At 70.8% G+C, this 20,063-nt stretch carries 23 protein-coding genes and 1 pseudogene; 8 read left to right on the top strand and 16 right to left on the bottom strand.

What is annotated here, in order from left to right:
- Window positions 1-3: 3 nt before the first annotated feature.
- From PPZ50_RS03680 to PPZ50_RS03635, 10 genes and pseudogenes are all read right to left on the bottom strand, one after another.
- A pseudogene (locus tag PPZ50_RS03680) lies at window positions 4-548 on the bottom strand (tail tape measure protein).
- A complete protein-coding gene (locus PPZ50_RS03675; protein WP_066690122.1) occupies window positions 541-732 on the bottom strand; it encodes a phage tail assembly chaperone in 192 nt (63 codons plus the stop codon). The pseudogene PPZ50_RS03680 and the gene PPZ50_RS03675 overlap by 8 nt, the downstream one beginning before the upstream one ends.
- On the bottom strand, window positions 729-1,040 hold the full coding sequence (locus PPZ50_RS03670) for a GTA-gp10 family protein (protein WP_066690116.1): 312 nt from the start codon (window positions 1,038-1,040) through the stop codon (window positions 729-731). The genes PPZ50_RS03675 and PPZ50_RS03670 overlap by 4 nt, the downstream gene beginning before the upstream one ends.
- Entirely contained in the window at window positions 1,037-1,444 is a 408-nt protein-coding gene (locus PPZ50_RS03665) for a phage major tail protein, TP901-1 family (RefSeq protein ID WP_066690114.1), read from the bottom strand. The genes PPZ50_RS03670 and PPZ50_RS03665 overlap by 4 nt, the downstream gene beginning before the upstream one ends.
- A gap of 655 nt (window positions 1,445-2,099) precedes the next feature.
- Entirely contained in the window at window positions 2,100-2,480 is a 381-nt protein-coding gene (gene gp17, locus PPZ50_RS03660; RefSeq protein ID WP_066690112.1) for a tail completion protein gp17, read from the bottom strand.
- Window positions 2,477-2,680, bottom strand: coding sequence for a hypothetical protein (locus PPZ50_RS03655; RefSeq protein WP_066690106.1), 204 nt, complete (start codon window positions 2,678-2,680; stop codon window positions 2,477-2,479). Before PPZ50_RS03655 ends, gp17 begins: the two co-directional genes overlap by 4 nt.
- Window positions 2,677-3,171 (bottom strand): hypothetical protein, encoded by a 495-nt coding sequence (locus tag PPZ50_RS03650; protein ID WP_066690105.1) that lies wholly within the window; start codon window positions 3,169-3,171, stop codon window positions 2,677-2,679. The genes PPZ50_RS03655 and PPZ50_RS03650 overlap by 4 nt, the downstream gene beginning before the upstream one ends.
- A 236-nt stretch (window positions 3,172-3,407) precedes the next feature.
- Complete coding sequence (locus PPZ50_RS03645) at window positions 3,408-4,436, bottom strand: phage major capsid protein (RefSeq protein ID WP_066690104.1); 1,029 nt, start codon at window positions 4,434-4,436, stop codon at window positions 3,408-3,410.
- Between the two features lie 80 nt (window positions 4,437-4,516).
- Window positions 4,517-4,885 carry an HK97 family phage prohead protease gene (locus tag PPZ50_RS03640; protein ID WP_232307946.1) on the bottom strand — a complete coding sequence of 123 codons (369 nt, stop codon included), beginning with the start codon at window positions 4,883-4,885 and terminating at the stop codon, window positions 4,517-4,519.
- Window positions 4,882-5,208 carry a DUF6127 family protein gene (locus PPZ50_RS03635; protein ID WP_232307945.1) on the bottom strand — a complete coding sequence of 109 codons (327 nt, stop codon included), beginning with the start codon at window positions 5,206-5,208 and terminating at the stop codon, window positions 4,882-4,884. The genes PPZ50_RS03640 and PPZ50_RS03635 overlap by 4 nt, the downstream gene beginning before the upstream one ends.
- A 20-nt stretch (window positions 5,209-5,228) precedes the next feature.
- Between PPZ50_RS03635 and PPZ50_RS03630 the strand changes: the two genes are divergently transcribed.
- Window positions 5,229-5,387: a hypothetical protein gene (locus PPZ50_RS03630; RefSeq protein ID WP_157092725.1), complete on the top strand. Its 159-nt coding sequence runs from the start codon at window positions 5,229-5,231 to the stop codon at window positions 5,385-5,387.
- 111 nt (window positions 5,388-5,498) lie between these two features.
- Here PPZ50_RS03630 and PPZ50_RS03625 read toward each other — a convergent pair whose 3' ends face one another.
- From PPZ50_RS03625 to PPZ50_RS03615, 3 genes are all read right to left on the bottom strand, one after another.
- The gene (locus PPZ50_RS03625) at window positions 5,499-6,620 is read right to left on the bottom strand and encodes a phage portal protein (RefSeq protein WP_272815712.1); all 1,122 of its coding nucleotides are present in this window, start codon (window positions 6,618-6,620) and stop codon (window positions 5,499-5,501) included.
- Window positions 6,621-7,055: 435 nt separating this feature from the next.
- Window positions 7,056-8,441 (bottom strand): DNA-packaging protein, encoded by a 1,386-nt coding sequence (locus PPZ50_RS03620; RefSeq protein ID WP_272815711.1) that lies wholly within the window; start codon window positions 8,439-8,441, stop codon window positions 7,056-7,058.
- Window positions 8,438-8,926, bottom strand: coding sequence for a hypothetical protein (locus PPZ50_RS03615; RefSeq protein ID WP_066690094.1), 489 nt, complete (start codon window positions 8,924-8,926; stop codon window positions 8,438-8,440). Before PPZ50_RS03615 ends, PPZ50_RS03620 begins: the two co-directional genes overlap by 4 nt.
- Window positions 8,927-9,184: 258 nt before the next feature.
- Between PPZ50_RS03615 and PPZ50_RS03610 the strand changes: the two genes are divergently transcribed.
- Window positions 9,185-9,355: a hypothetical protein gene (locus PPZ50_RS03610; RefSeq protein WP_164523936.1), complete on the top strand. Its 171-nt coding sequence runs from the start codon at window positions 9,185-9,187 to the stop codon at window positions 9,353-9,355.
- Window positions 9,352-9,663 carry a hypothetical protein gene (locus tag PPZ50_RS03605; protein WP_232307944.1) on the top strand — a complete coding sequence of 104 codons (312 nt, stop codon included), beginning with the start codon at window positions 9,352-9,354 and terminating at the stop codon, window positions 9,661-9,663. Before PPZ50_RS03610 ends, PPZ50_RS03605 begins: the two co-directional genes overlap by 4 nt.
- 403 nt (window positions 9,664-10,066) lie before the next feature.
- Here PPZ50_RS03605 and dapF read toward each other — a convergent pair whose 3' ends face one another.
- Both dapF and PPZ50_RS03595 read right to left on the bottom strand, forming a co-directional pair.
- A complete protein-coding gene (dapF, locus tag PPZ50_RS03600; RefSeq protein WP_066690092.1) occupies window positions 10,067-11,017 on the bottom strand; it encodes a diaminopimelate epimerase in 951 nt (316 codons plus the stop codon).
- Window positions 11,014-11,673, bottom strand: coding sequence for a glutathione S-transferase family protein (locus PPZ50_RS03595; RefSeq protein WP_066690090.1), 660 nt, complete (start codon window positions 11,671-11,673; stop codon window positions 11,014-11,016). Before PPZ50_RS03595 ends, dapF begins: the two co-directional genes overlap by 4 nt.
- 66 nt (window positions 11,674-11,739) lie before the next feature.
- On the opposite strand from PPZ50_RS03595, the gene PPZ50_RS03590 reads away from it, so the two are divergent.
- On the top strand, window positions 11,740-14,178 hold the full coding sequence (locus PPZ50_RS03590; protein WP_198158541.1) for a DUF2339 domain-containing protein: 2,439 nt from the start codon (window positions 11,740-11,742) through the stop codon (window positions 14,176-14,178).
- Window positions 14,179-14,215: 37 nt separating this feature from the next.
- On the opposite strand, the gene PPZ50_RS03585 is transcribed toward PPZ50_RS03590, so the two are convergent.
- Window positions 14,216-14,713, bottom strand: coding sequence for a DUF6456 domain-containing protein (locus PPZ50_RS03585; protein WP_232307943.1), 498 nt, complete (start codon window positions 14,711-14,713; stop codon window positions 14,216-14,218).
- Between the two features lie 60 nt (window positions 14,714-14,773).
- On the opposite strand from PPZ50_RS03585, the gene PPZ50_RS03580 reads away from it, so the two are divergent.
- The 4 genes from PPZ50_RS03580 to PPZ50_RS03565 all read left to right on the top strand — a co-directional run bounded on the left by PPZ50_RS03580 (window position 14,774) and on the right by PPZ50_RS03565 (window position 19,868).
- Window positions 14,774-15,334, top strand: a complete 561-nt coding sequence (locus tag PPZ50_RS03580) for a helix-turn-helix domain-containing protein (protein ID WP_066690085.1) — start codon at window positions 14,774-14,776, stop codon at window positions 15,332-15,334.
- Between the two features lie 194 nt (window positions 15,335-15,528).
- On the top strand, window positions 15,529-17,805 hold the full coding sequence (gene ptsP, locus PPZ50_RS03575; protein ID WP_066690080.1) for a phosphoenolpyruvate--protein phosphotransferase: 2,277 nt from the start codon (window positions 15,529-15,531) through the stop codon (window positions 17,803-17,805).
- A 189-nt stretch (window positions 17,806-17,994) separates the two neighbouring features.
- The gene (locus PPZ50_RS03570) at window positions 17,995-18,813 is read left to right on the top strand and encodes a helix-turn-helix domain-containing protein (RefSeq protein WP_198158540.1); all 819 of its coding nucleotides are present in this window, start codon (window positions 17,995-17,997) and stop codon (window positions 18,811-18,813) included.
- Between the two features lie 65 nt (window positions 18,814-18,878).
- Window positions 18,879-19,868, top strand: coding sequence for a tetratricopeptide repeat protein (locus PPZ50_RS03565; protein ID WP_066690078.1), 990 nt, complete (start codon window positions 18,879-18,881; stop codon window positions 19,866-19,868).
- Window positions 19,869-20,063 lie beyond the last annotated feature (195 nt).

Genomic DNA, 20,063 nt, shown 5'->3' with positions numbered 1-20,063 from the left:
GGTTCACGCCTCCATCAGCGCGGCGCGCACCGCCCGCGCGACCTGCCGGCTCGACTGTTGCAGCGCGCGGGGCGCGTCGCCGCCGGCGGCGTTGACCGTGATCGCCACCCGCACCTCGCGCGCACCGCCGCCCTGTGCCGCGACCACCTGTCCGCTGCTGGTCGGCACGAACAATTCCGGCCCGCGCTCACCGACCCAATAGGGCCGCTGTGGACTGACCGGACCGCCGGTCGCCCGCCCCGGCGCCCCGCCGATCAACTGCCCCAGCAAAGCGATCAGCCCGCCACCGCCCCCGGCGTCACCGCCCCGACCACCGCCGCCGCCGCAATCTCGCCCAGCACCTTCAGCGCCGTATCGCGCAGATCGTCGAACCCCAGCTTGCCGCTGCGGATCGCGCGCGCCAGCGTCGTCTCGACCGCCCGCCCCGCCCGGTCGATCCCGCCCGCAAACGGCCCGTCGAGGCTCGCCTGCATCGTCGCCACATCCTGCGCGAACCCGGCGGTATCGGCGCGCACGCGCACGACCAGCCGTTCGATTTCCTCATCCATCGGGAAAACGCTCCTTCAATCGGTCGATCGTGATCCGGTCGCAGGGGTCGGGCGCATCGCCCTGCACCGCCTGCACCAGCGCCGCCAGCTCGGCGGGCGTCGCGGACCAGAAGGCGTCGGGCCCCCAGCCGAACGCCACACCGGCCAGCCCCGCCATCCGCCCCGCCCCCTCGGCGAAGCTCACCGCCCGCCCAAGATCTGCGCGATCAGGATTTTCAGCGCCGGGGTCGCCGCCGCCATCCCGCCCGCCGTCACCCCCTCGGCAAACGCCTCGCGCCCCATCGGCGCCGGATCGCGCAGGCAGTGCCACAGCAGCGCGACCAGCTCGGCCAGCGTCAGCCGCCCCGCCGCCGCCCGCTCGACCAGCGCGAACAGCGACCCGACCTCCGCCTCCGCCGCGACCAGCGCCGCGAAACTCGGTCGCAGCACCAACGTTTCGCCATGCACGCGGACACTCGCCTCACCCCGCACCGGATTGGCCGGCGCACTCATGCCGACACCACCGGGCCGGAGGATTCCAGCGCCAGCGTGTAGTTGCGCTCGCCATTATAATCGCCGGCATAATCCAGCCGCGTGACCAGGAACCGCCCGGTCATCGTCTCGCCGCTCTCGAAGCTCAGCCGATAGTCGTCGATCGTGCCCGACATCGCATTGCCGCGCAGCCGCACCTCCGCCGCCGATCCGGTGAACACTCCCGCACCGCTGACGCTGACAGAGCGAACCCCCGCCCCCGACAGCAATTCGCGCCACCCGCCCGAATCCTTGCTGGTGATCGCCACCGCCTCGCCATTGACGCTCAGCTGCGTGGTCCGAAGACCCGCGACCGTCGCATAGGCCACCGGCACCGCCCCGTTCCCGATCTTCAACAGGAACGCACTACCCTTCTCCGCCGCCATCGATGTTCTCCTGAAAAATATCCGTCACCGCGCACCGAACGTCACCCCAGCGAAGGCTGGGGTCTCCCGCCGCATCTCATGACGCCCACCGCACACACCCCTCCCGCACCCCGGCGAAGGCCGGGGCTCAGTCGGGAAGCGCTGCTGCAAGATCGAAATCGCCACCAAACTGGACCCCGGCCTCCGCCGGGGTACGTCCGGGGATGGAACGGGGCGCCCCGACCAACCCCGTATCCCTGCGCAGGCGGGGACCCAGACCCGGTTGCGATCGGCGGCCTAGTCATGACGACCGTATCCCCGCGCAGGCGGGGATCCAGAGCCCCGAACGCCACCGCCCGCAAAGCAACCCTGGACCCCCGCCTGCGCGGGGGTACGGAGATGGCGTTCCTCTTCGCCGGTCGCGCCGACCCTCGCCCCCGCCTACGCCGGGGTACGTCGTGTCCAGGCAAAGCGCGCCCCACCCGCCCCTTCGTCATTCCCGCGAAGGCGGGAATCCATTTGCTCAGCGGTTGCGCATCTTTCTTCGGCGTCGGCGGCAATGGATTCCCGCCTGCGCGGGAATGACCATTGGGCCGCCCCCGACCCCTCCAACATTCCCTCTCCCACCGGGAGAGGGAGGGAGCGGCGCAGCCGCGGAAGGGTGAGGGCGCCCCCTTCACCCCGCCAGCATCCGCACCCGAAACTCCAGCGCCCCGACCCAGCCGTCGCCCTCGCGCAGCACCCGGCTGCGCACGAACGACAGGCTCACCACCCGCCACCCCGCCAACCCGGCGGGTGCAGACAACACCGCCACCTCCGCCGCCGCCGCCAGGTCGCGCAACCGCACCGGCACCTCGCCGCCGTCGAACAGCTGCACGACCACCCGCCCCTCGCGCCCGGCGGCATCCTTGGTGCCCCAGTCGGTCAGCACCGGCGTATCGACGACGACATAGGGCCGGCTGCTACGCACCGGCGGCGCATCGAACACGCTCGCCATGGTCAGCACCGCCCGCAGCCGCGCGACCAGCATCGCCTGCAACAACGTCCCCGCGATCATCGCCCCCACCCCGCCACAGCCTGCAGCCGGGGATCGCTGACCGTCCGCCGCACAAGGCTCCGCCCCGACAGCACCACGCCATCGCCGACGACCTCCGCCGCGACCCCCGGCACCTCCTCCGCCGCCGCAGCCACCCGCTCACGCACCACCACCGCCCGCCGCTCGCCCAGCGCTTCCGCCCGCTCCAGCGCCCCGATCATCGCCGCACTCCCGCCAGCTGCATCCGCCGCCACGGCCGCCACAGCGCCCCCACCGCCGCCGGAGGTGCCGCCGCCGCCGTGCGCGCATCGAACAGATGCGCGACCAGCAGCACGATCCCCTGCGCGACCGGCGGCGGCACCGCGCTCCATTCCGCCGCCAGCCCCGCGACGAAGCGCACCGGCCCCGCCGCCGCCATCCGCACCCATCCGATGCCCGCCGCATCGATATCGATCGCCGTCACCGGCATGGCGGCAGTGATAGAGGTCACCGGCGCGACCGGCAGCGGTCGCCACTCGTTCGACGCCGCCATCATCGCCTCGTGCGGCCGGGCGATGATGGCGCTGCCGGTATAGGCTTCGGCCAGCGCCAGCGCGCTTTCCGCCAGCCGGTCGATTACCATATCCTCCGCGGTCCCGGTGATCCGCAGATGGTCGCGCGCCGCCACGCGCACCCCCGCCACCACCGCCGCCGGAAAGGGCGCTGCGCTCATGTGTTTCTCCTTGGGTTTGCCGCCTCACGGCGGATGCGGCACCGGCCCACTCCCCCACCCGGCCAGCCACAGCGTATTCTTGATGGGTGGCCGGGTGGGGGAGTGTCGGGTCGATCATGCCCCGGCATGATCTGAACAATGCGGGGCATTGTTCACCCGGCACTGGCCGGTGCCGCCGCAATCCAGCTGCGCTGGATTGCCAACAAAACGGGCGGGGTTTCCCCCGCCCCGCCAGATTACGCCGCGATCTTCAGCAGCTTGATCGCCTCTGAATTCATCACCGCCCCGCCGACGCGCTTGGTGGCGTAGAAATGGACGAACGGCTTGTTCGAATAGGGATCGCGCAGGATCTGCGTCTCGGCCCGCTCGGCGATCAGGTAGCCCGCCTTGAAATTGCCGAACGCGATCGGCAAGTTGCCCGCCGCAATGTCGGGCATGTCCTCCGCCTCGACCACCGGATAGCCCAGCAGCGTGTTCGCCTGCCCCTCGGCAAGACCCGGCGTCCACAGCAGCGCGCCGTCCGCCGTCTTGAACTTGCGGATGCGCGCCGCGGTCTGCGCGTTCATCACCCAGCACGCGCCCTGCCGGTACGCGCCGCGCAAGGCATGGACCAGGTCGATCAGCCGGTTCTCCGGATCGCTCCCGAAATCCGCCGCGGCACCGCTGGGCAGATGCTGCAGCGTCCCGAAGGCACGCACCGCATCGCCGGTCGTGGCGGTCGGATAGGTCAGGAACCCGCGCGGTCGCCCGGCCCCGCTGCCGTTGACGAACGCCTGCCCCTCGGCCCGGGCGAACTCGCCGGCGATCTCGCCCGCCAGCCACACCTCGACGTCGAACGCGGCATCGTCCAGCATCGCCTGGCTCGCCGCCGGATTGGCGTACAGCTCGCCCATCGGCGGGGCGATCTCGTTGAAGGTCGGCGTCGCCGTCTCCGGCCGCGCCCCGCCCTCGCTCGCCCAGCCCGAGGGCGTCGCCCCGCTCGTCACCAGCTTGCGATACCCCGCCGACCCGACGGTCACCACCTGCGCGATGGCGCGGATCGGGCTGGCGCTCTTCAGTGTCGCGCCGATCATCGCATCGATCTCGCGCGGCACCGCATAGCCGCCCGCCGCATCCGACGTCCCCGCCACCGCCTTCGTCTCGACGGTCATCCCGCTCCTCACGAACGCGCCGAAGCCGCCGCCCTGCACCTCGGCACTCAGCATCGGCCGGCTGCCGCCCGCCGCCACACCCGAAAAGCTCCCCGCCAGCGTCTCGATCGTCATACTCGTCGTCCCCATGAAAAAAGGGGCGCCGCGACCCGCGACACCCCCGTTGTGGAAAAGTTTGTGAAGCGCGCGACCCGTCACCCGTCCTCGACCGCATGGATGCGCGCCAGCACCTGCATCGGCTGCGCGACCACGCTCACCTCGATCAGCTCGGCGGCGGCGATCGTCCGCCACGCCCCCTGCCGCACCGACCGTGCCCGATAGCCGAACGACAGCCCGTCGACCGCCCCGGCCCGCACCAGCCGCGCCGCCTCTCCGCCATCGATACGAGCGATCACCCGCAGCCCGCGCGCATCCTCGCCCAGCCACTCGACGGTCCCGATCGGATCGCCCCGGTGCTGCCACAGCAAAGGCACCGCCCCCGCCGCCACCAGCGCCCCCGGCAACACCACATCCCCGCCCCGATCCGCCCGCCCGAAGATCGCGGCGTACCCGGCGAACCTCACCGCGCCCACTCAGGCCACCCGGTCTTGACCGCGATCCCGACCAGCAGCAGCGCGAACGCCATCCGCATCACCCACGCCACCGCCGCCCGCAGCGCCGAGCGCTTGGCATCGCGCCACGCCTTCAACAGCTCGCGCAGCTCCTGCACGTCGCCCGCCGCCGCCGCATCCGACAGCCCGATCCTGGCCATCGCCCGCGTCGCGCCCAGCTCGCCCGCCTCCTCCGCAATCGCGCGCAGCGTCTGCAGGTCGGCGCCATCGTCCGCCGCCTGCCCCATCAACTGCGCCAGCAGCCCCGTATCGCCCATGTCTTGTCTCCCGCTCATGCCCGCGCTAGCCCACGCCCGTGAGACCGCGCCTCCGCATCATCGCCGCCGCCTTCGCCGCGGCGCTCCTCGCCTTCCTGTTCGCGCTGCCGTTCCTCAAAGGGAAACGCTGCCTCGACGCCGGCGGCCGGTTCGACCGCACGACGTTGGTTTGCACGCTGCCCGAGCCGCCGCGCTGATCCCCCTCGCCGCGCACGTCACCCCAGCGCAGGCTGGGGTCTCTCGCGGCAAGCAGACCGAACCCCACCAGGAGATCCCAGCCTTCGCCGGGATGACGCCGGTGGCGAGAATCACATCCCCACCAACGCCCGCTTCTCGTCATCGCTGAGGAAATCCGCCCCCGCGACCCGCGTCCACAACTGGTCGCGCTCGTCGGAGAGCGCCGGAATCGCCTCGACCTCGATTTCCAGCGCCCCCGTCCCCAGCCAGCCATCGATCCCCTGCCCGATCGCGCCCAGCACCCGGTTGCCCAGCGGCACGATCGTCTGCCGCCACAGCGCCCGGTTCGCCTCGCGATAGTTCGCAAAGGTATTGTCCCCCGGCAGCCCCAGCAGCATCGGCGGCACCCCGAACGCCAGCGCGATCTCGCGCGCCGCCTGCGCCTTCAACCCTACGAAATCCATGTCCGCCGGGGTCAGGCTCATCGCCTGCCATTTGAGGCCGCCGTCGAGCAGCATCGGCCGCCCGGCATTGGCCGCGCCGGCAAAGGCATCGTCCATCTGCGCGCGCAGCCGTTCGAACTGCTCGCCCGACAGCACCCCGCCATCGCCCGGATCATGGACCAACGCGCCCGAAGGCCGCGCGGCATTGTCGAGCAGCGCCTTGTTCCACCGCGCCGCCTGGTTGTGGATCGCCACCGCCCCCGCCGCCACGCCCAGGCACCCAAGCCCATAATGATCGTCCAGCGGATGAAAGCCGCGCAGATGGACCAGCCCCGGCCGACCGCCCTCACCCTCGCCCAAGATCCGCAGCACCCGCTCGCCCACCCGGTAGCGATAGGCGACCGGCCACCCGGTCGCATCCGCCTCGACCGTCACCCGCTCGGGGCGCAGCGCATAGAGCTCGCCGATCCCGCCCGCGCCATCGTCGATGATCTGGACATAGGCATTGCCATGCAGCAGCAGCTGCGCCGCCACGCTCTCCAGCAAATCCTGCCCCGCCGACCGCGCCGCGACCAAAGCCACGGCCCGCGCGTCGCCCTTCACCGGCAGCGACGCCAGCCCTTCGGCGACGATCCGCACCGCGCGCTGTGCGATCGGATTGCCCAGATACGCCTCGCGCAGCTGCGCCTCATAGCCCTGCGCCCAATCCCCCGCCGCCGGCCCGCTGCCGTCGCGCCACAAGGTCGCGCCACCGCGCGCCAACACCGGACGCACGCCATCGCGCCCGGACCTGCGTCCGAACCATTTCATGTTCGTTCTCCTGTTGCCGGGCCGCGCCCGGTCGGTTTCGATGACGCGGCGACGTTGCCGCGAGCAATGGACGTACCCCCGCGAAGGCGGGGGCCCCGACGCAGGGCTCGCCACAAACCGCGAGTCGATGGCCGTACCCCCGCGAAGGCGGGGGTCCAGAGCCGCAAACGCCACCGCCCATAACCCTGGATCCCCGCCTTCGCGGGGATACGGCGAGAAACGAAGCGAACCACGCCCACCCGTCACCCCGGACTTGATCCGGGGTCCCGCTTCTTCTCCTTCGGTCGAGCCGGCGCGCTTGCGGCGCCCCCTTCTCGACTACGGTTCTCGACAGGCTCGAACCTGCGCTCGAAGCAAACGGGGAAGAATTCAGAAGGAAAGGGGGCAGACGGGAACGCCAAAGTGCAAGTACCCACCCTCCCCCACCCACCCCGTTCAGTTCGAGCAGCTTCGAGCCTGTCGAGAAGCGCCCGTCGAGAACCCCGTCCCCACGACCCCAACGCCACCCCAAAACTCACAAAACCCGAACCACAGCCTCCCCTTCCCCCCCAGCATCAGCTCGAACATCGCCCACACCAGCGCATCCGCCCGATCCGGCGACCGCCCCGGCCCCTCATACCCGCCGCCGGCCACCAGCCCGCACAGCTCGTCCTCCAACGCCGGAAACGCCCCCACATGAAACGCCCGCCTGCCTTCATATAGCGCCACCACCGGCTCGGCCCGCGCGGCCTTGCCCCGCGACGCATGGACCAGCCGCACCGGCAATCCGGCATCCGCCGCGCGCAGCACGCTGGCGACCATCGCCCCGCCCTGGTTCGATTCCGCCACCACCCGGTCTGCGCCATGCCGCGCCGCGCACGCCGCGACCGCCGATGCCCAGCCCTCGGGCGACAGGCCCGACACGCTCGCATCCTCCAGTACATAGGCGTATCCGTCCGCACCCTTGCCGACCGCGACGATCCCGCACGCATCGCCGCCGATCCCGGCCGGCGGATCGACGCCGATCACCACCCGCACCAAAGTCGGCACCGCGTCCACCCGCCGCTCCTCGATCATCGCGCGCGACCACAGCGCGTCCGCGACATCCTCGATCAGCTCGCCCTCCAGCTCCTGCCGCCCCAGCCGCGTGCCGGCATAGGCCCCCTCGATCTGCGCGAAGTAACTCTCCGCCAGATGCCGGTTGTCGCGCGACCGCCCGCCGGTGATCCGCACCCCCGGCATCCCCCGTATCCGCCTGAGCAGCGGGATCACGCGCGGCGTGGTCGTGACCAGCGTCTGCGGCCGCTCCCCGGCCCGCATCCCCATCATCAGATTGTCCCAGGTCGCATCGGCGTTGCGCCATTTCGCCAGCTCGTCGCACCACGCGATATGATGCTCCGGCCCGCGCAGCCCGTCGGGGCTTTCGGCGGCAAAGACATGCGCCTCCGCCCCCGATCCGAACTCCACGACGCCGCGCGAGGGACGATAGGTGACCGACCCGTAATGCCGCCCGATCGCCAGCACCCCCGCCGGCCCGCGCACCATGACGCTCTCGACATCGCGCCGGGTCGCCCCGACCAGTGCGATGCGCAAATCGCCCTGCTCCGCCGCCCGCGCGCACACCCATTCGGCCCCGGCGCGGGTCTTGCCGAACCCCCGCCCCGCCTGGATCAGCCACACCGTCCAGTCATTGTCCGCGATCGTCTGTCCGTCATGCGCCCACAGCCTGAAGCGCGTCGCCAGTTCGCTGCGCCGATGCGGCGTGACCTTCATCAGAAAGCGTTCGAGCTGTGCGTCGCTCAATTCGGTCATGGCCGCGACCAGCGGGTCGATGCCGCTCATACCCGGCGCTCCTGCTTGCCGCGCATCGCCTTGATCCGCGCGATCAGCATCGCGTCCGTCTCGGCCTGGGTCGCACGGGAACGCTGTTCGCGATGCCCGCTGCCGCCCTTCACGATCGAACGATGCCGGTCGAGCAGCTTGATCGCCTGTTCGATGCTGATCGCGCCGCAGACCACCGTGTCGGGATCGCCCACCGCCACCCCCTCCAGCGCGGCGATCGCTTTCGACACCAGCATCTCTTCCAGCCGGTCATATCCGGCCAGCAATGCCATGCGCCACTGCGCGGCAAATGCCGGATCGCGCCGCCGCAACGCATAGACGCTCGATTGAGACAGGCCGACGGCCTCCGTCGCGGCGCGCACATTGCAGGTCGCCGCGACATGATCGAGGAACCGCTCCCGCCGGCTCGGCGTCCATCCCTTGTCCGTGCGCTGCTGTTGTACCGGACGATTGGTCCCCGTCGTCAGAACCTGTTCCCTCGCCATGTCCCCACCCCCCAGACGCGGTTCGGGGCCGACGACGTTTCCGCCCGGCCCCGATCCCTACAATTCCCGATGTTCCTGTTTTGTGCCATATCAGCGTGACGATGTCAACAGGAATGTTCCCATTTGGTTCGTTTTCGCCGGGGCATGGCGGATCGTCGTCCGCACCCCCACATAAGACATATCGTTGGCAGATGGTCCGTAGGCGCCAGCGACCGGGAGACGCACGCGCTTCCGCTTACGCCGTCGGGAGCGTCGAATATGGACCTCAACGATCTTCTCCACCGTCATCAGGTGTCCCTGATGCGTGCCGCCCATGCCCATTCGGTTGAGGCGGCGCATGCCCATGGCGGCATGGCCCGCGGCTATGAACGCCGGATCGCGGCGTTGCGCGACCTGCTCGGCGCCTCGGGCCGGATGGTGGCGGCATGACCGCCGTGCTCGATCCCACGCCGGTCGCCGAAACTCCGGCCGCCCCCCCGGCCGAACCGACGACGCCGCGCCCCGGCGCGATGAAGTTCCGCCGCAAATACACGACCGTCCGCCTGACCCCGGATCAGGCCACCCGCCAGGGCCAGGTCGCCACCAGCGCCTTCCGCCACTTCGGCGAACGCGACGCGGCGATGGCGTTCCTCAACGCCCATGACGAAACCCTGGGCGGCCGCCCGCTCGACCTCGCCATCGCAAGCGCCGAAGGGCTGGCCTCGGTCGAAGCGGCGATGGCGGGGCGGAAGGCCTGACCTTCCCCTTTCGCGCGAAACCGTTGATGCGGAGTAGGGCCCGAGGGAAACGGCCTGATCTTCCCTTCACGCGAAACCGTTCATGCTGAGTAGGGACTAAGCGAAGTCGAAGGCCCGTATCGAAGCACGGGCAGCCCCTATCCCCACCCACCCCGTTTTATCCCCACCCACACCGTTCGGTTCGAGCAGCTTCGAGCCTGTCGAGAAGCGCCCGTCGAGAACCCGGAGTTCAGGCCACCCCCTTCTCGACTACGGTTCTCGACAAGCTCGAACCTCCGCTCGAAGCCAACGGGGGGGGGGCAGGTGGCGCGGCTGGTGCGCGGCACTTACCCCACCCGTCACCCCGGACCTGATCCGGGGTCCCGCTTCTTCTTCTGCACGAAACAACCGCGAAGGTGCCGGATCACAACCCCGCCAGCATCCCTTCCCAGGCCGCAACCTCCTCCTCCCGCCGCGCCACGATCCGCAGCGCCCCCACGCCGCCGGTCGCCGGATCGACCTCGATCTCCCCGTCCCACTCGAACGTCGCATTGCCCGCGATCGTCACCACGCCGTCCGCATCGGCCTTGGCCCGCACCATGCCGCCGCGATTGAAGACCCGCGTCTCCACGCCCCAGCCGATCCGGCCCGTCCGCGCCGCCGCATGGGTCGACGCCGCCATCGCGCTGCCGCAGCTGTTGGTCAGCCCCACCCCGCGCTCATAGGTGCGCACGAACAGCGCGGGCGCATGCTCGGTCTCGCGCACCTCGACGAAGCTGACATTGGCCCGCGTCGGAATCAGCGCCGGCGCCGCCTCGCACCAGTCGCCCAGTGCGACCAGCTCCGCCTCGTCCACCGCCTCGACGAACGCCACCAGATGCGGATTGGGCATCGCCACCGCGGTAAAGCGCCGCGCGCTCGGCAGGCCGGGGATCACCGCATCGACGAACGGCGCGTCGCCGACCGTCAGTCCGACATCGCCGGGGTTGAGCGATACCGGCCCGACCCTCGTCTCGATCGTGGTCACCCCGCTCGCGATCGGCGCCACCGCGCGCGCCTGTGCGACGCTGGTCTTCAACCGCACCTGGCCTTCGCCGGCCCCCGTCACCTCGAACCCCAGCCGCGCGGTACAGCGCAGCCCGTTCAGGCACGTCTCCGCCTCCGACCCATCGGGATTGAACATCCGCATCCCAAAGATACTGCCCTGGTCCGAACCGGTTAGCAGCAACAGCCCGTCACCCCCGACATCCCCCGCCCGGTCCGCCAGCGCCCGCGCCACCCGCGCCCACTCGCCATCGGACAGCGCCATCTCCCGCGCATCGATCAACGGAAAATCATTCCCCGACCCATGGCACTTCACAAACGCGAACTTCATGCCGAAACCTTTTCACGCGCGCGTTGAATAAACGCCCGCTCCCCCGCCAGCCGCGTGGCAAAGGCGGGCCGTGCCAGCATCGCGTCCAGATAGCGCGCCAGATCCGGATAGGCCGCCGCATCGACCGGCGCGCACGCATGCAGCGCGCTGCCGAACGCGCTGGCGATCGCGATATCGGCCAGCGTCAGCGTATCGCCGACCAGGAACGCCCGGCCCCCGATCGCGCCGTTCACATAGGCGAGGATCGCCGGCCACTGGTCGCGCTCCGCCGCATCCGCCACCGCCGCATCGCCCGCGCCGCCGCGAAACAACGGTCCGACCACCCGGTTGAACAGCATCGCCCGCCCGACCCCAAACACAATCGTATCCGCCAGTTCATCGAACCAGATCACCCGCCCCCTGGCCTGCGGATCGGCGGGGATCAGCGCCGGTTCGGCATGCTTCGCCTCCAGATAGGTGACGATCGCGGTCGAATCGGCCAGCGTGTAGTCGCCATCGACCAGCGCCGGAATCTGACCGAACGGGCTGATCGCGCGGAACGCCGGGGAGGTGTCCCCCGGCGCGGTCGGGACCAGCTCGACCGCCAGCCCCTTTTCCTCGGCAAAGACGACCGCCTTGCGCACGAAGGGCGAGATGGTCGATCCGTATATCTTCATGGGTGCATCTCCATTGGTCCCGAAGGGGGCGACACCGGCCCCCGGCCTGTGCCACAATCGACGGCGGTGACGATAGTCCTCCTCCTCGCCGTGATCGCCCTGTCGATCGCGCTGGCCCGGTTGCACCGGCGCGTCGCGGCGCTGGAGGCGCGGCTGGTCGCTCCCACGCCCCCCATCGTCCGGCCGGAGGAGGCGGCACCCGTTCCCGCCCGGCCGCCGGCATCGCCAACCGCGCCCCGCCCCCGCCCGACCATCGCCCGCCCATCCCGCCCGAGGATCGACTTCGAAACGCTGGTCGGCAGCCGGTTGCCGGTGTGGATCGGCGGGCTGGCACTGGTCGTCGGCGGCATCTTCCTCGTCCGCCTGTCGATCGAGGCGGGGTGGCTGCCCCCGGCGATCCGCACCGTGCTCGCCGCGCTGTTCGCCTGCGTACTGCTGGCCGGCAGCGAGGGTGCGCGCCGCATTTCCGCCACCCGCGACGATCCCCGGATCGCGCAGGTGCTGGCCGGCGCCGGCATCGCCTCGGCCTATGCCACGCTCTATCTGGCCGCCGCGCTCTATCACCTGATCGGCCCGGCGACCGGCTTTGCGATCATGCTGGGCGTCACCGCGCTCGGCCTGTTCCTCGCGCTGCGCCACGGGCCGCCGACCGCCGTCATGGCGCTGGTCGGCGGGTTCGCCGCGCCGCTGGTCGCGGGCTATGACGCCGCCGGGATCGGCGCGCTGCTCGTCTATCTCGGCCTGTTCGTCGCCGCCCTGCTGGCGCTGGCGATCGTGCGCGGCTGGGCGTGGCTGGCGCTGTCGGCGCTGGTCGCGGCGTTCGGCTGGGTCGGCCTGCTGATCGCGCTGGTCCCCCCGGCCAGCCTCGGCGGCATCGGCGTGTTCCTGATCGCGCTGGCCATCGGCGGCAGCCTCGCCGCCCCGCGTGCCGCCATCGCCCGCCCGTGGTTGCGCGCCGCGCCGGTCATCGTCGCGCTGGTGCAGATGCTGGCGCTGGCCCCGATGCTCGACTTTTCCGCTCTGGCGTGGAGCTTCTACCTCACCCTCTCCGCCGCCGCGCTGTTCCTCGCATGGCGCGACACCACGCTGCTGCCCGCCGCGATCGGCGCAGCCCTCCTCGTCACCCTGCTCGTCGCGCTCGGGCTGGTGCAGGGCAGCAATGCGACGCCGCTGGCGCTGCCTGTCGCGCTGCTCTTGTTCGGCGCGGGCGGAGGCGCCGCCTCGCGCCGCGCGCCCGGCTGGGCCGTCGTCGCGCTGGCCGGCACCGCCGCGCCGTTGCTGGTGGCGCAGATCGTCGCGCCGTCGCTCCTGCCCCCCATCGGCTGGGCGCTCGCCGACCTAGCCCTAGCGCTCGCCGCAGCCTTCCCCGCCCACCGCCACCGCGACCGCGCCGGACGGGGGGATCTGGGGCTGGTCGGCGGCGTCGCCGTTGCCGCGCTTGGGCTGGGCCTCGCCGTCGCCGCGATCCTGCCGCCCGCCTTCGCCATGCTCGCCCCGCTGGCCGCGCTCGGCATCCTGCTCGCCGCCGCCCGGTTCGACCCTGCCATCCCGCAAAGCCTCGCCCTCTTCCTGGTGATCGTCCTGCTCGCCCTCGCCCTGCCGCCGCTGTCGGACGTCGCGCAGGCGCTGGCCGTCTCGATGATCTGGGAGGAACTGCCCTATCTCCACCTCCCCCCGGCCGGCGACGCGGCGCGCCTGCTGGTGATCCCGGCGCTCGCCCTGCTCGGCGCAGGTCGGTGGCAACGCGATCTTTTCGGCCCCGCCCGCCGCATCATCCTGCCGGCAACCGCTGCGATCGCCATCGCCGGCCTCTACGTCCTGCTCAAACAGCCGCTCGCCGTCGCCACCCCCGATGCATTCCGCAGCCGGGGCTTCATCGAACGCGCCGTCCTGACCGACCTGACACTGATCGCCGGCGGGTTGCTCTGGTTCCGCCACCGCCCGCTGGCCATGGCGCTGGTGGCGCTGGCCCTTGCGCGCATCCTGTGGTTCGACCTGCTCGGCCTCAACCCGGCATGGGTTCCGCAGGAAGTCGGCGCGCTCCCGATCCTCAACGCCGTCACGCTCCACCTCGCCCTCGCCTCCGCGATCGTCTGGCGCCTGACCGGCCTGCCGCGCCGCAGCCTGATCGCCGCGTTGCTCACCCTCGCCGCGACGCTGGCCACCATCCGGCAGATCGCGCAAGGAAGCCTCCTCACCGGCCCGGTCGGCCTGAGCGAGAATGGCGGCTATTCGGCGGCGATGCTGGTGCTGGCGATCCTGTGGCTGTGGCGCGGCATCGCGCGGCACAGCGCCGACCTGCGCCGCTTCGGCCTGACGCTGCTGACGCTCACCACGCTCAAAGTCTTCCTGATCGACGCCTCTGCGCTCGAAGGGGTGCTGCGCATCCTCTCGTTCATGGCACTGGGCGGCGCGCTGATCGGGATCGGCTGGGCGTACCGGCGGTTCGTGATAGTGACGGCACCGGCCCGCTCCCCCTCCCCGCCACCCACGCCAGTATCCTGAATGGGTGGCGGGGAGGGGGAGCGGGCCGGTGCCGGCTTCATACATTCAGCCGGTAATGCGCCGCCAGCCGATCGAGCGCCAGCGTAAGCACCAGCCGCCCGGCCCGCGCCGGCCATCCCAGCGCCTTCTCCGCCGCCGGCAGCCCTTCGTTCGCGCATACCGTCCGCCACAAGATGTCCGACAGCCCCGGCCCGACCGCCGCCACCGCCGCGTCGAACCGGGCCTTGGCCGCGACCTGTCCGCCCGACGGATCGCCCGGAACCCCCTTCGCCCCCCGCGGCGCACCGTCCCAGCGCATCGTCACCCGCGGCCCCAGCGCCGCGCGCTCATAATCGCCGCGCAGCCGCTCGCCCGCCTCATATTGCCGCGCATCGACCAGCGACCGCGACCGCAGCCAGTCGAGCGGCGATTCGCGCAGGTTCACCTGCACCCGCCGCCCGCCCGGCTCGTCGCGCACCCGTCCGTCCGCCAGCCGCCGCTCCACCAGTTCGCGCAAACCCGCCTCCACCTGCCAATTGAGTGACGGGGTTGCCATGGCGGCACCTTTGTAGGAAAGCGTTTGTACCAGATTGGTTTGCGGACAAAGGATACCGACATGATCACCGCCATCCGCGAAGTCCGCCGCGCACAGGGACTGACGCTGGAGGAGGTCGCGATCCGCTGCGTACCGCCCACGACGGCGCAGACCATCGGCCGCCTCGAAACCGGCACCCGCACCGTCTCGGTCGGCTGGCTCAACCGCATCGCGGCCGCGCTTGCGGTCGATGCCGCCGATCTCGTCCGCTTGCCCGAACGCCCCGACCTGCCCGTCGCCGCGATCCTCGACGGCGCCGGGGCCAGCGCTCCCCGCCGCGCGATGAGCGTCACCCCGCCGCGCAGCGAAGGCGACCTGATCGCGATCATCGTGCAGGCGACCACCGGCGACTATCGCGCGGGCGACATGATCTGGTGCCGCCGCCTCGCCCCCGCCGATTACATCGCCGCGCTCCACCGCGACGTGCTGGCCCCCGCGCCTGCCGGCCGCTTCGCCTTCGGCCGGCTGCTCGCGTTCGATGGCGACATGGTATCGATCCTCCCCGCGACGCTCGGCGCCAGCCCGGTGGCCCTGCGTTGCGCCTGGATCGCGGTGGCCGAACGGCTGGTGCGGAACCTCTAGGGCCGACCCTACCCAGCTCACACCGTACCCCCGCGCAGGCGGGGGTCCAGGGCCCAGCATAACAACGGCCGGCTATCGTGACCCTGGATCCCCGCCTGCGCGGGGATACGAATCCCTTCCCCCCAACCCCCAATTTCCCCAACGTCACCCTAAACCGTGATGACGCCCCGCCCTTCGCGTGTTAGCCCTCGTCCATGCCCGTCTCGGCCACCGCCTCCGCCCGCGAAATCCTGACGAACCTTCACGACGTGATGGCGTCGCGAAGTCCGGCGCAGGCGAAGCTCAACTCGGTCGTCCGCATCATCGCCGAGGCGCTGGATAGCGAGGTCTGCTCGATCTACCTGCTGCGCGAAGGGCTGCTCGAACTCTTCGCCACGGTCGGCCTGTCGCAGGAGGCGGTGCACGTCACCAAGCTGGCGCCCGGCGAAGGCCTCGTCGGCACCATCGTCGCCAATGTCGAAACGCTGAACCTGGCCGAGGCCGCGACCCATCCCGACTTCGCCTATCGGCCGGAGACGGGCGAGGAAATCTATCACAGCTTCGCCGGCGTGCCGATCATCCGCCGCGAGCGCGCGGTCGGGGTGCTGGCGGTGCAGCATGCCGATCCGCGCCGCTATGCCGATGTCGAGATCGAGGCGTTGCAGACCGTCGCGATGGTGCTGTCCGAACTGATCGCCAATGCCGACCTGATCGACGCGACCGGCGCGCCCTCCACCCGGCCGCAGGCGACCGGCGCGGTGCGCGTGCCCGGCTTCAAGCTGGTCGAGGGGATGGCGGCGGGCGTCGCGGTCTTCCACCAGCCGCGCATCGTCATCGAACATACCGTGGCCGAGGATGTCGAGGCGGAGCGCCACCGCGTCTATGCCGCGTTCGACAAGATGCGCGACCAGATCGAACGCATGTCGAACCAGGCCGAATTCGGCGTCGGCGGCGAACATGACGAGGTGCTCGCGACCTACAAGATGTTCGCCTATGACGAGGGTTGGGCGCGCCGGATCAACGAGGCGATCGACAGCGGCCTGACCGCCGAGGCGGCGATCGAGCGCGTGCAGCAGCGCACCCGGATGCGGATGCGCGAGATCAAGGATCCGTTGCTCGCCGACCGGATGCACGATCTGGAGGACCTGTCCAACCGCCTGCTGCGCATCGTGTCGGGCCAGCTCGGCACCGCCGCGCAAATGGGCCTGCGGCAGGACACGATCCTGATCGCCCGCAATCTCGGTCCTGCCGAACTGCTCGAATATGACCGCCGCCGTCTGAAAGGGGTCGTGCTGGAGGAAGGGTCGCTGACCGCGCATGTCGTCATCGTCGCCCGTGCGATGGGCGTGCCGGTCCTGGGCCGCGTCCGCGACATCCGCCGCCTGATCGCGGAGGGCGACCGGCTGCTGCTCAATTCGGTCGAGGACCTGCTGGTCATCCGTCCGACCCCGGCGATGGAGGAGGCGTTCGAGGCCAAGCTGGCGCTGACCCAGAAGCGCCGCGCCGCCTTCGCCGCGATGAAGGGCGAGCCGCCGGTCACGAAGGACGGCCACCGCGTCACGATGATGGTCAATGCGGGGCTGCGCGACGACGTCGCCGCGCTCGACCTGACCGGCGCCGACGGCATCGGCCTGTTCCGCACCGAATTCCAGTTCCTCGTGTCCGCCACCCTGCCCCAGCGCGAGCGCCAGCAGCGCCTGTACCGCGACGTGTTGGACGTCGCCGGCGACCGCCCGGTCGTGTTCCGGACGGTCGATATCGGCGGCGACAAGGCGCTGCCCTATCTCGACCATGCCGAGGGGCATGACGAGGAAAACCCGGCGATGGGCTGGCGCGCGCTGCGCCTCGCCCTCGGCCGCGAAGGGCTGATGAAGGCGCAGGCCCGCGCCCTGATCGAGGCGGCGTCGGGCCGCACCCTCAACGTCATGTTCCCGATGGTCAGCGAACCCTGGGAATTCGACGAAGCACGCGCCCTGTTCGAGGCGCAGCGCGAATGGCTGCGCGGGCGCGGCAAGCCGTTGCCGACCGACATCCGCTACGGTGCGATGCTCGAGGTGCCGGCCCTTGCCGACGTGCTCGATTTCCTGTGGCCCAGCCTCGATTTCCTGTCGATCGGCACCAACGACCTGACGCAGTTCCTCTTCGCCGCCGACCGCGCCGACCCGCGCCTCGCGCTGCGCTACGACTGGCTCAGCCCGGCGATCCTGCGCTTCCTGCGCCGGGTGACGAAGGCGGCGCAGGAAGCGGGCAAGCCCGTCGCCGTCTGCGGCGAGATGGGCGGGCGTCCCTTGGAGGCCATGGCGCTGATCGCACTCGGCATCGACCGCCTGTCGATCACCCCCGCCGCTGTCGGCCCGGTCAAGGCAATGCTCCGCTCGCTAGACCGCGGGGCAGCAATGGCCGAAATCGACCGTCTGCTGGCGACCCCCGCCAGAACCCTCCGCCCCGCCCTCGAAGACTGGGCAAAAACCAACGGCGTAGAACTGTCCTAAAAGCTCCTCCCCGCTCCGCGGGGGGGGGACCGCCGGCGAAGCCGGTGGTGGAGGGGCCTGCCCCAAACGCACTGCCCCCACCCCAATTCCCCGCCATCCGCCCGCTCCGGCGTTGACAGCCGCCCTGCGCTGGCCGAAACCGCCCATGGACCGGGGGCGGACGATCAGCGGGTTGGAAGGGTAGTGATGATGGACGGCGACAGCACCACGGGCGCGCCACGCACGGCGGGCATGATGCTGCGTTCGGCACGCGAGGCGCAGGGCCTGACCCTGTCGGACGTCGCGCAGCGCACGCGGATTCCGCTGCGCCACCTCGAAGCGGTCGAGGACGGCAAGTTTCAGGCGCTGCCGTCGATCACCTATGCGATGGGCTTCGGCCGTGCCTATGCCCGCGCGGTCGGCGTGGACGAGACGGAGGTCGCGCGCGCGCTGCGTGCCGAACTGGCCGCCAATTACCAGCGCCCCGAACCGCTCCAGGACCTCGAACCGATCGACATGCGCCGTGGCCCCTCGCCCAGCGTCGTCGTGATCGCCGCGGTGATCGCCATCGTCCTGCTGCTGGGCGTCGGCCTGTATTTCGGCACCTCGCTGTTCCGCCGCGACGAACCGGCCAATCCGCAGGCGACCGTCGCCGGCGACCTCGGCATGTTGCCGCCGACCGCCACGCCCGCGACCGGCGGCACCGCCCCCGTCGCCCCGCCGGTCCCGGCGGGCGGTGGACAGGTGACGCTGACCGCCACCGGCACCACCTGGGTCCGCATCTTCGACGACACCGGCACGCTGGTGAACAAGGAGATGAAGGAGGGCGATCGCTACGACGTGCCGATGACCGCCAAGAACCCGCAGATCCGCACCGGCCGTCCCGACCTGCTGACCGTCACCGTCAACGGATCGAACGTGCCACCGCTCGGCACCGGCGAACGCCCGGTCACCGTCGCGCTGAGTGCCGAAGCGCTGCGCAACCGTGGCGCGGCCAGTCCCACGCCGACGCCGTCACCCGCCGGTTAAGCGTGGCGACAGCTCGCCTGCCTAGTTTCCAGCGGCCCGTCCAACCTGCTCCGGGGGGAGTTTTCATGCGCCATTTCAAAGCCCTGCCGCTTCTCGCCCTGCTCGCCGCATGGCCGGCGACCGCCCAGACCACCAGCCAGATCGAACCGCGCGTCAACAAGCTGGAGCGCGAGATGCGCGCCGTGCAGCGGAAAGTCTTTTCGGGCGGCGCCCCCAACCAGGTCGAACCGCAGATCACCGCACCGACCCAGCCGACCGAAATTCCCGGTAGCCCGTCGAGCGGCCCGCTCGCCACGCTGACCTCGCGGGTCGACGCGCTCGAATCGCAGCAGCAGTCGCTGACCGGCCAGCTCGAACAGGCGCAATACAAGCTGCGCCAGCTCGAATCGGCGTTCGAGGCATACAAGTCCGCGACCGATGCGAAGCTGAAGGCACTGGAATCGGCCGGCGCGCCCGCCATCGCCCCCGCCACTCCGGGCGCGGTCGCCGCCTCGGGCGACACCTCGACCGACACCGCCGCCCCCGCGACGCGCGGTCCGGGCAATGGCGGCGGCACGCTCGGCGGCACCACCGTCCGCCCGCCCGCCGTCACCGCACCGGCCGCCACCGCCGACCCGGCGCGCGCCGCCCGCATCGCCGCGATCGACAAGCCCGCCACCGGCGACGCGGCCGACGACGGTTATCTCTACGGCTTCCGCCTGTGGAGCGCGAAACTCTATCCCGAAGCCATTGCCGCCCTGCGCCCGGTCGTCGCGAAATACCCGAAACACCGCCGCGCCAGCTATGCCCAGAACCTGATCGGCCGGTCCTATCTCGACGACGGCAAACCCAGCCTCGCCAGCCGCGAATTCTACGATAACTACAAGAACATGCCCGACGGTGAACGCGCGCCCGACAGTCTGTTCTATCTTGCGGATGCGCTGACCAGGCTGAAGAAGACCAAGGAAGCCTGCGACGTCTATGGCGAACTGACCGACGTCTATGGCGACAAGATTTCGGGTGCGATGAAGGCGGACGTGGCGAAGGGGCGGGCGGCGAACAAGTGCGCGGCGTAAGCGGCCTACCTTCGCTGCCGCCCCCGCTTGTCCTGAGTAGCTGCTGAGCCTGTCGATACAGGTCTTCGACTACGCTCAGCCCTTACTCAGGACGAACGGAGTCCATACCCACCCGTTCGGTTCGAGCAGCTTCGAGCTTGTCGAGAAGCGTCCGTCGAGAACCCGGTGGTCGGGGCAGCCCCTTCTCGACTTCAG

This window comes from Sphingomonas hankookensis, assembly GCF_028551275.1.
Taxonomy (GTDB): domain Bacteria; phylum Pseudomonadota; class Alphaproteobacteria; order Sphingomonadales; family Sphingomonadaceae; genus Sphingomonas; species Sphingomonas hankookensis_A.
The sequence above is the reverse complement of the archived record's forward strand: the minus strand, read 5'-3'. Positions and strand labels throughout refer to the sequence as shown.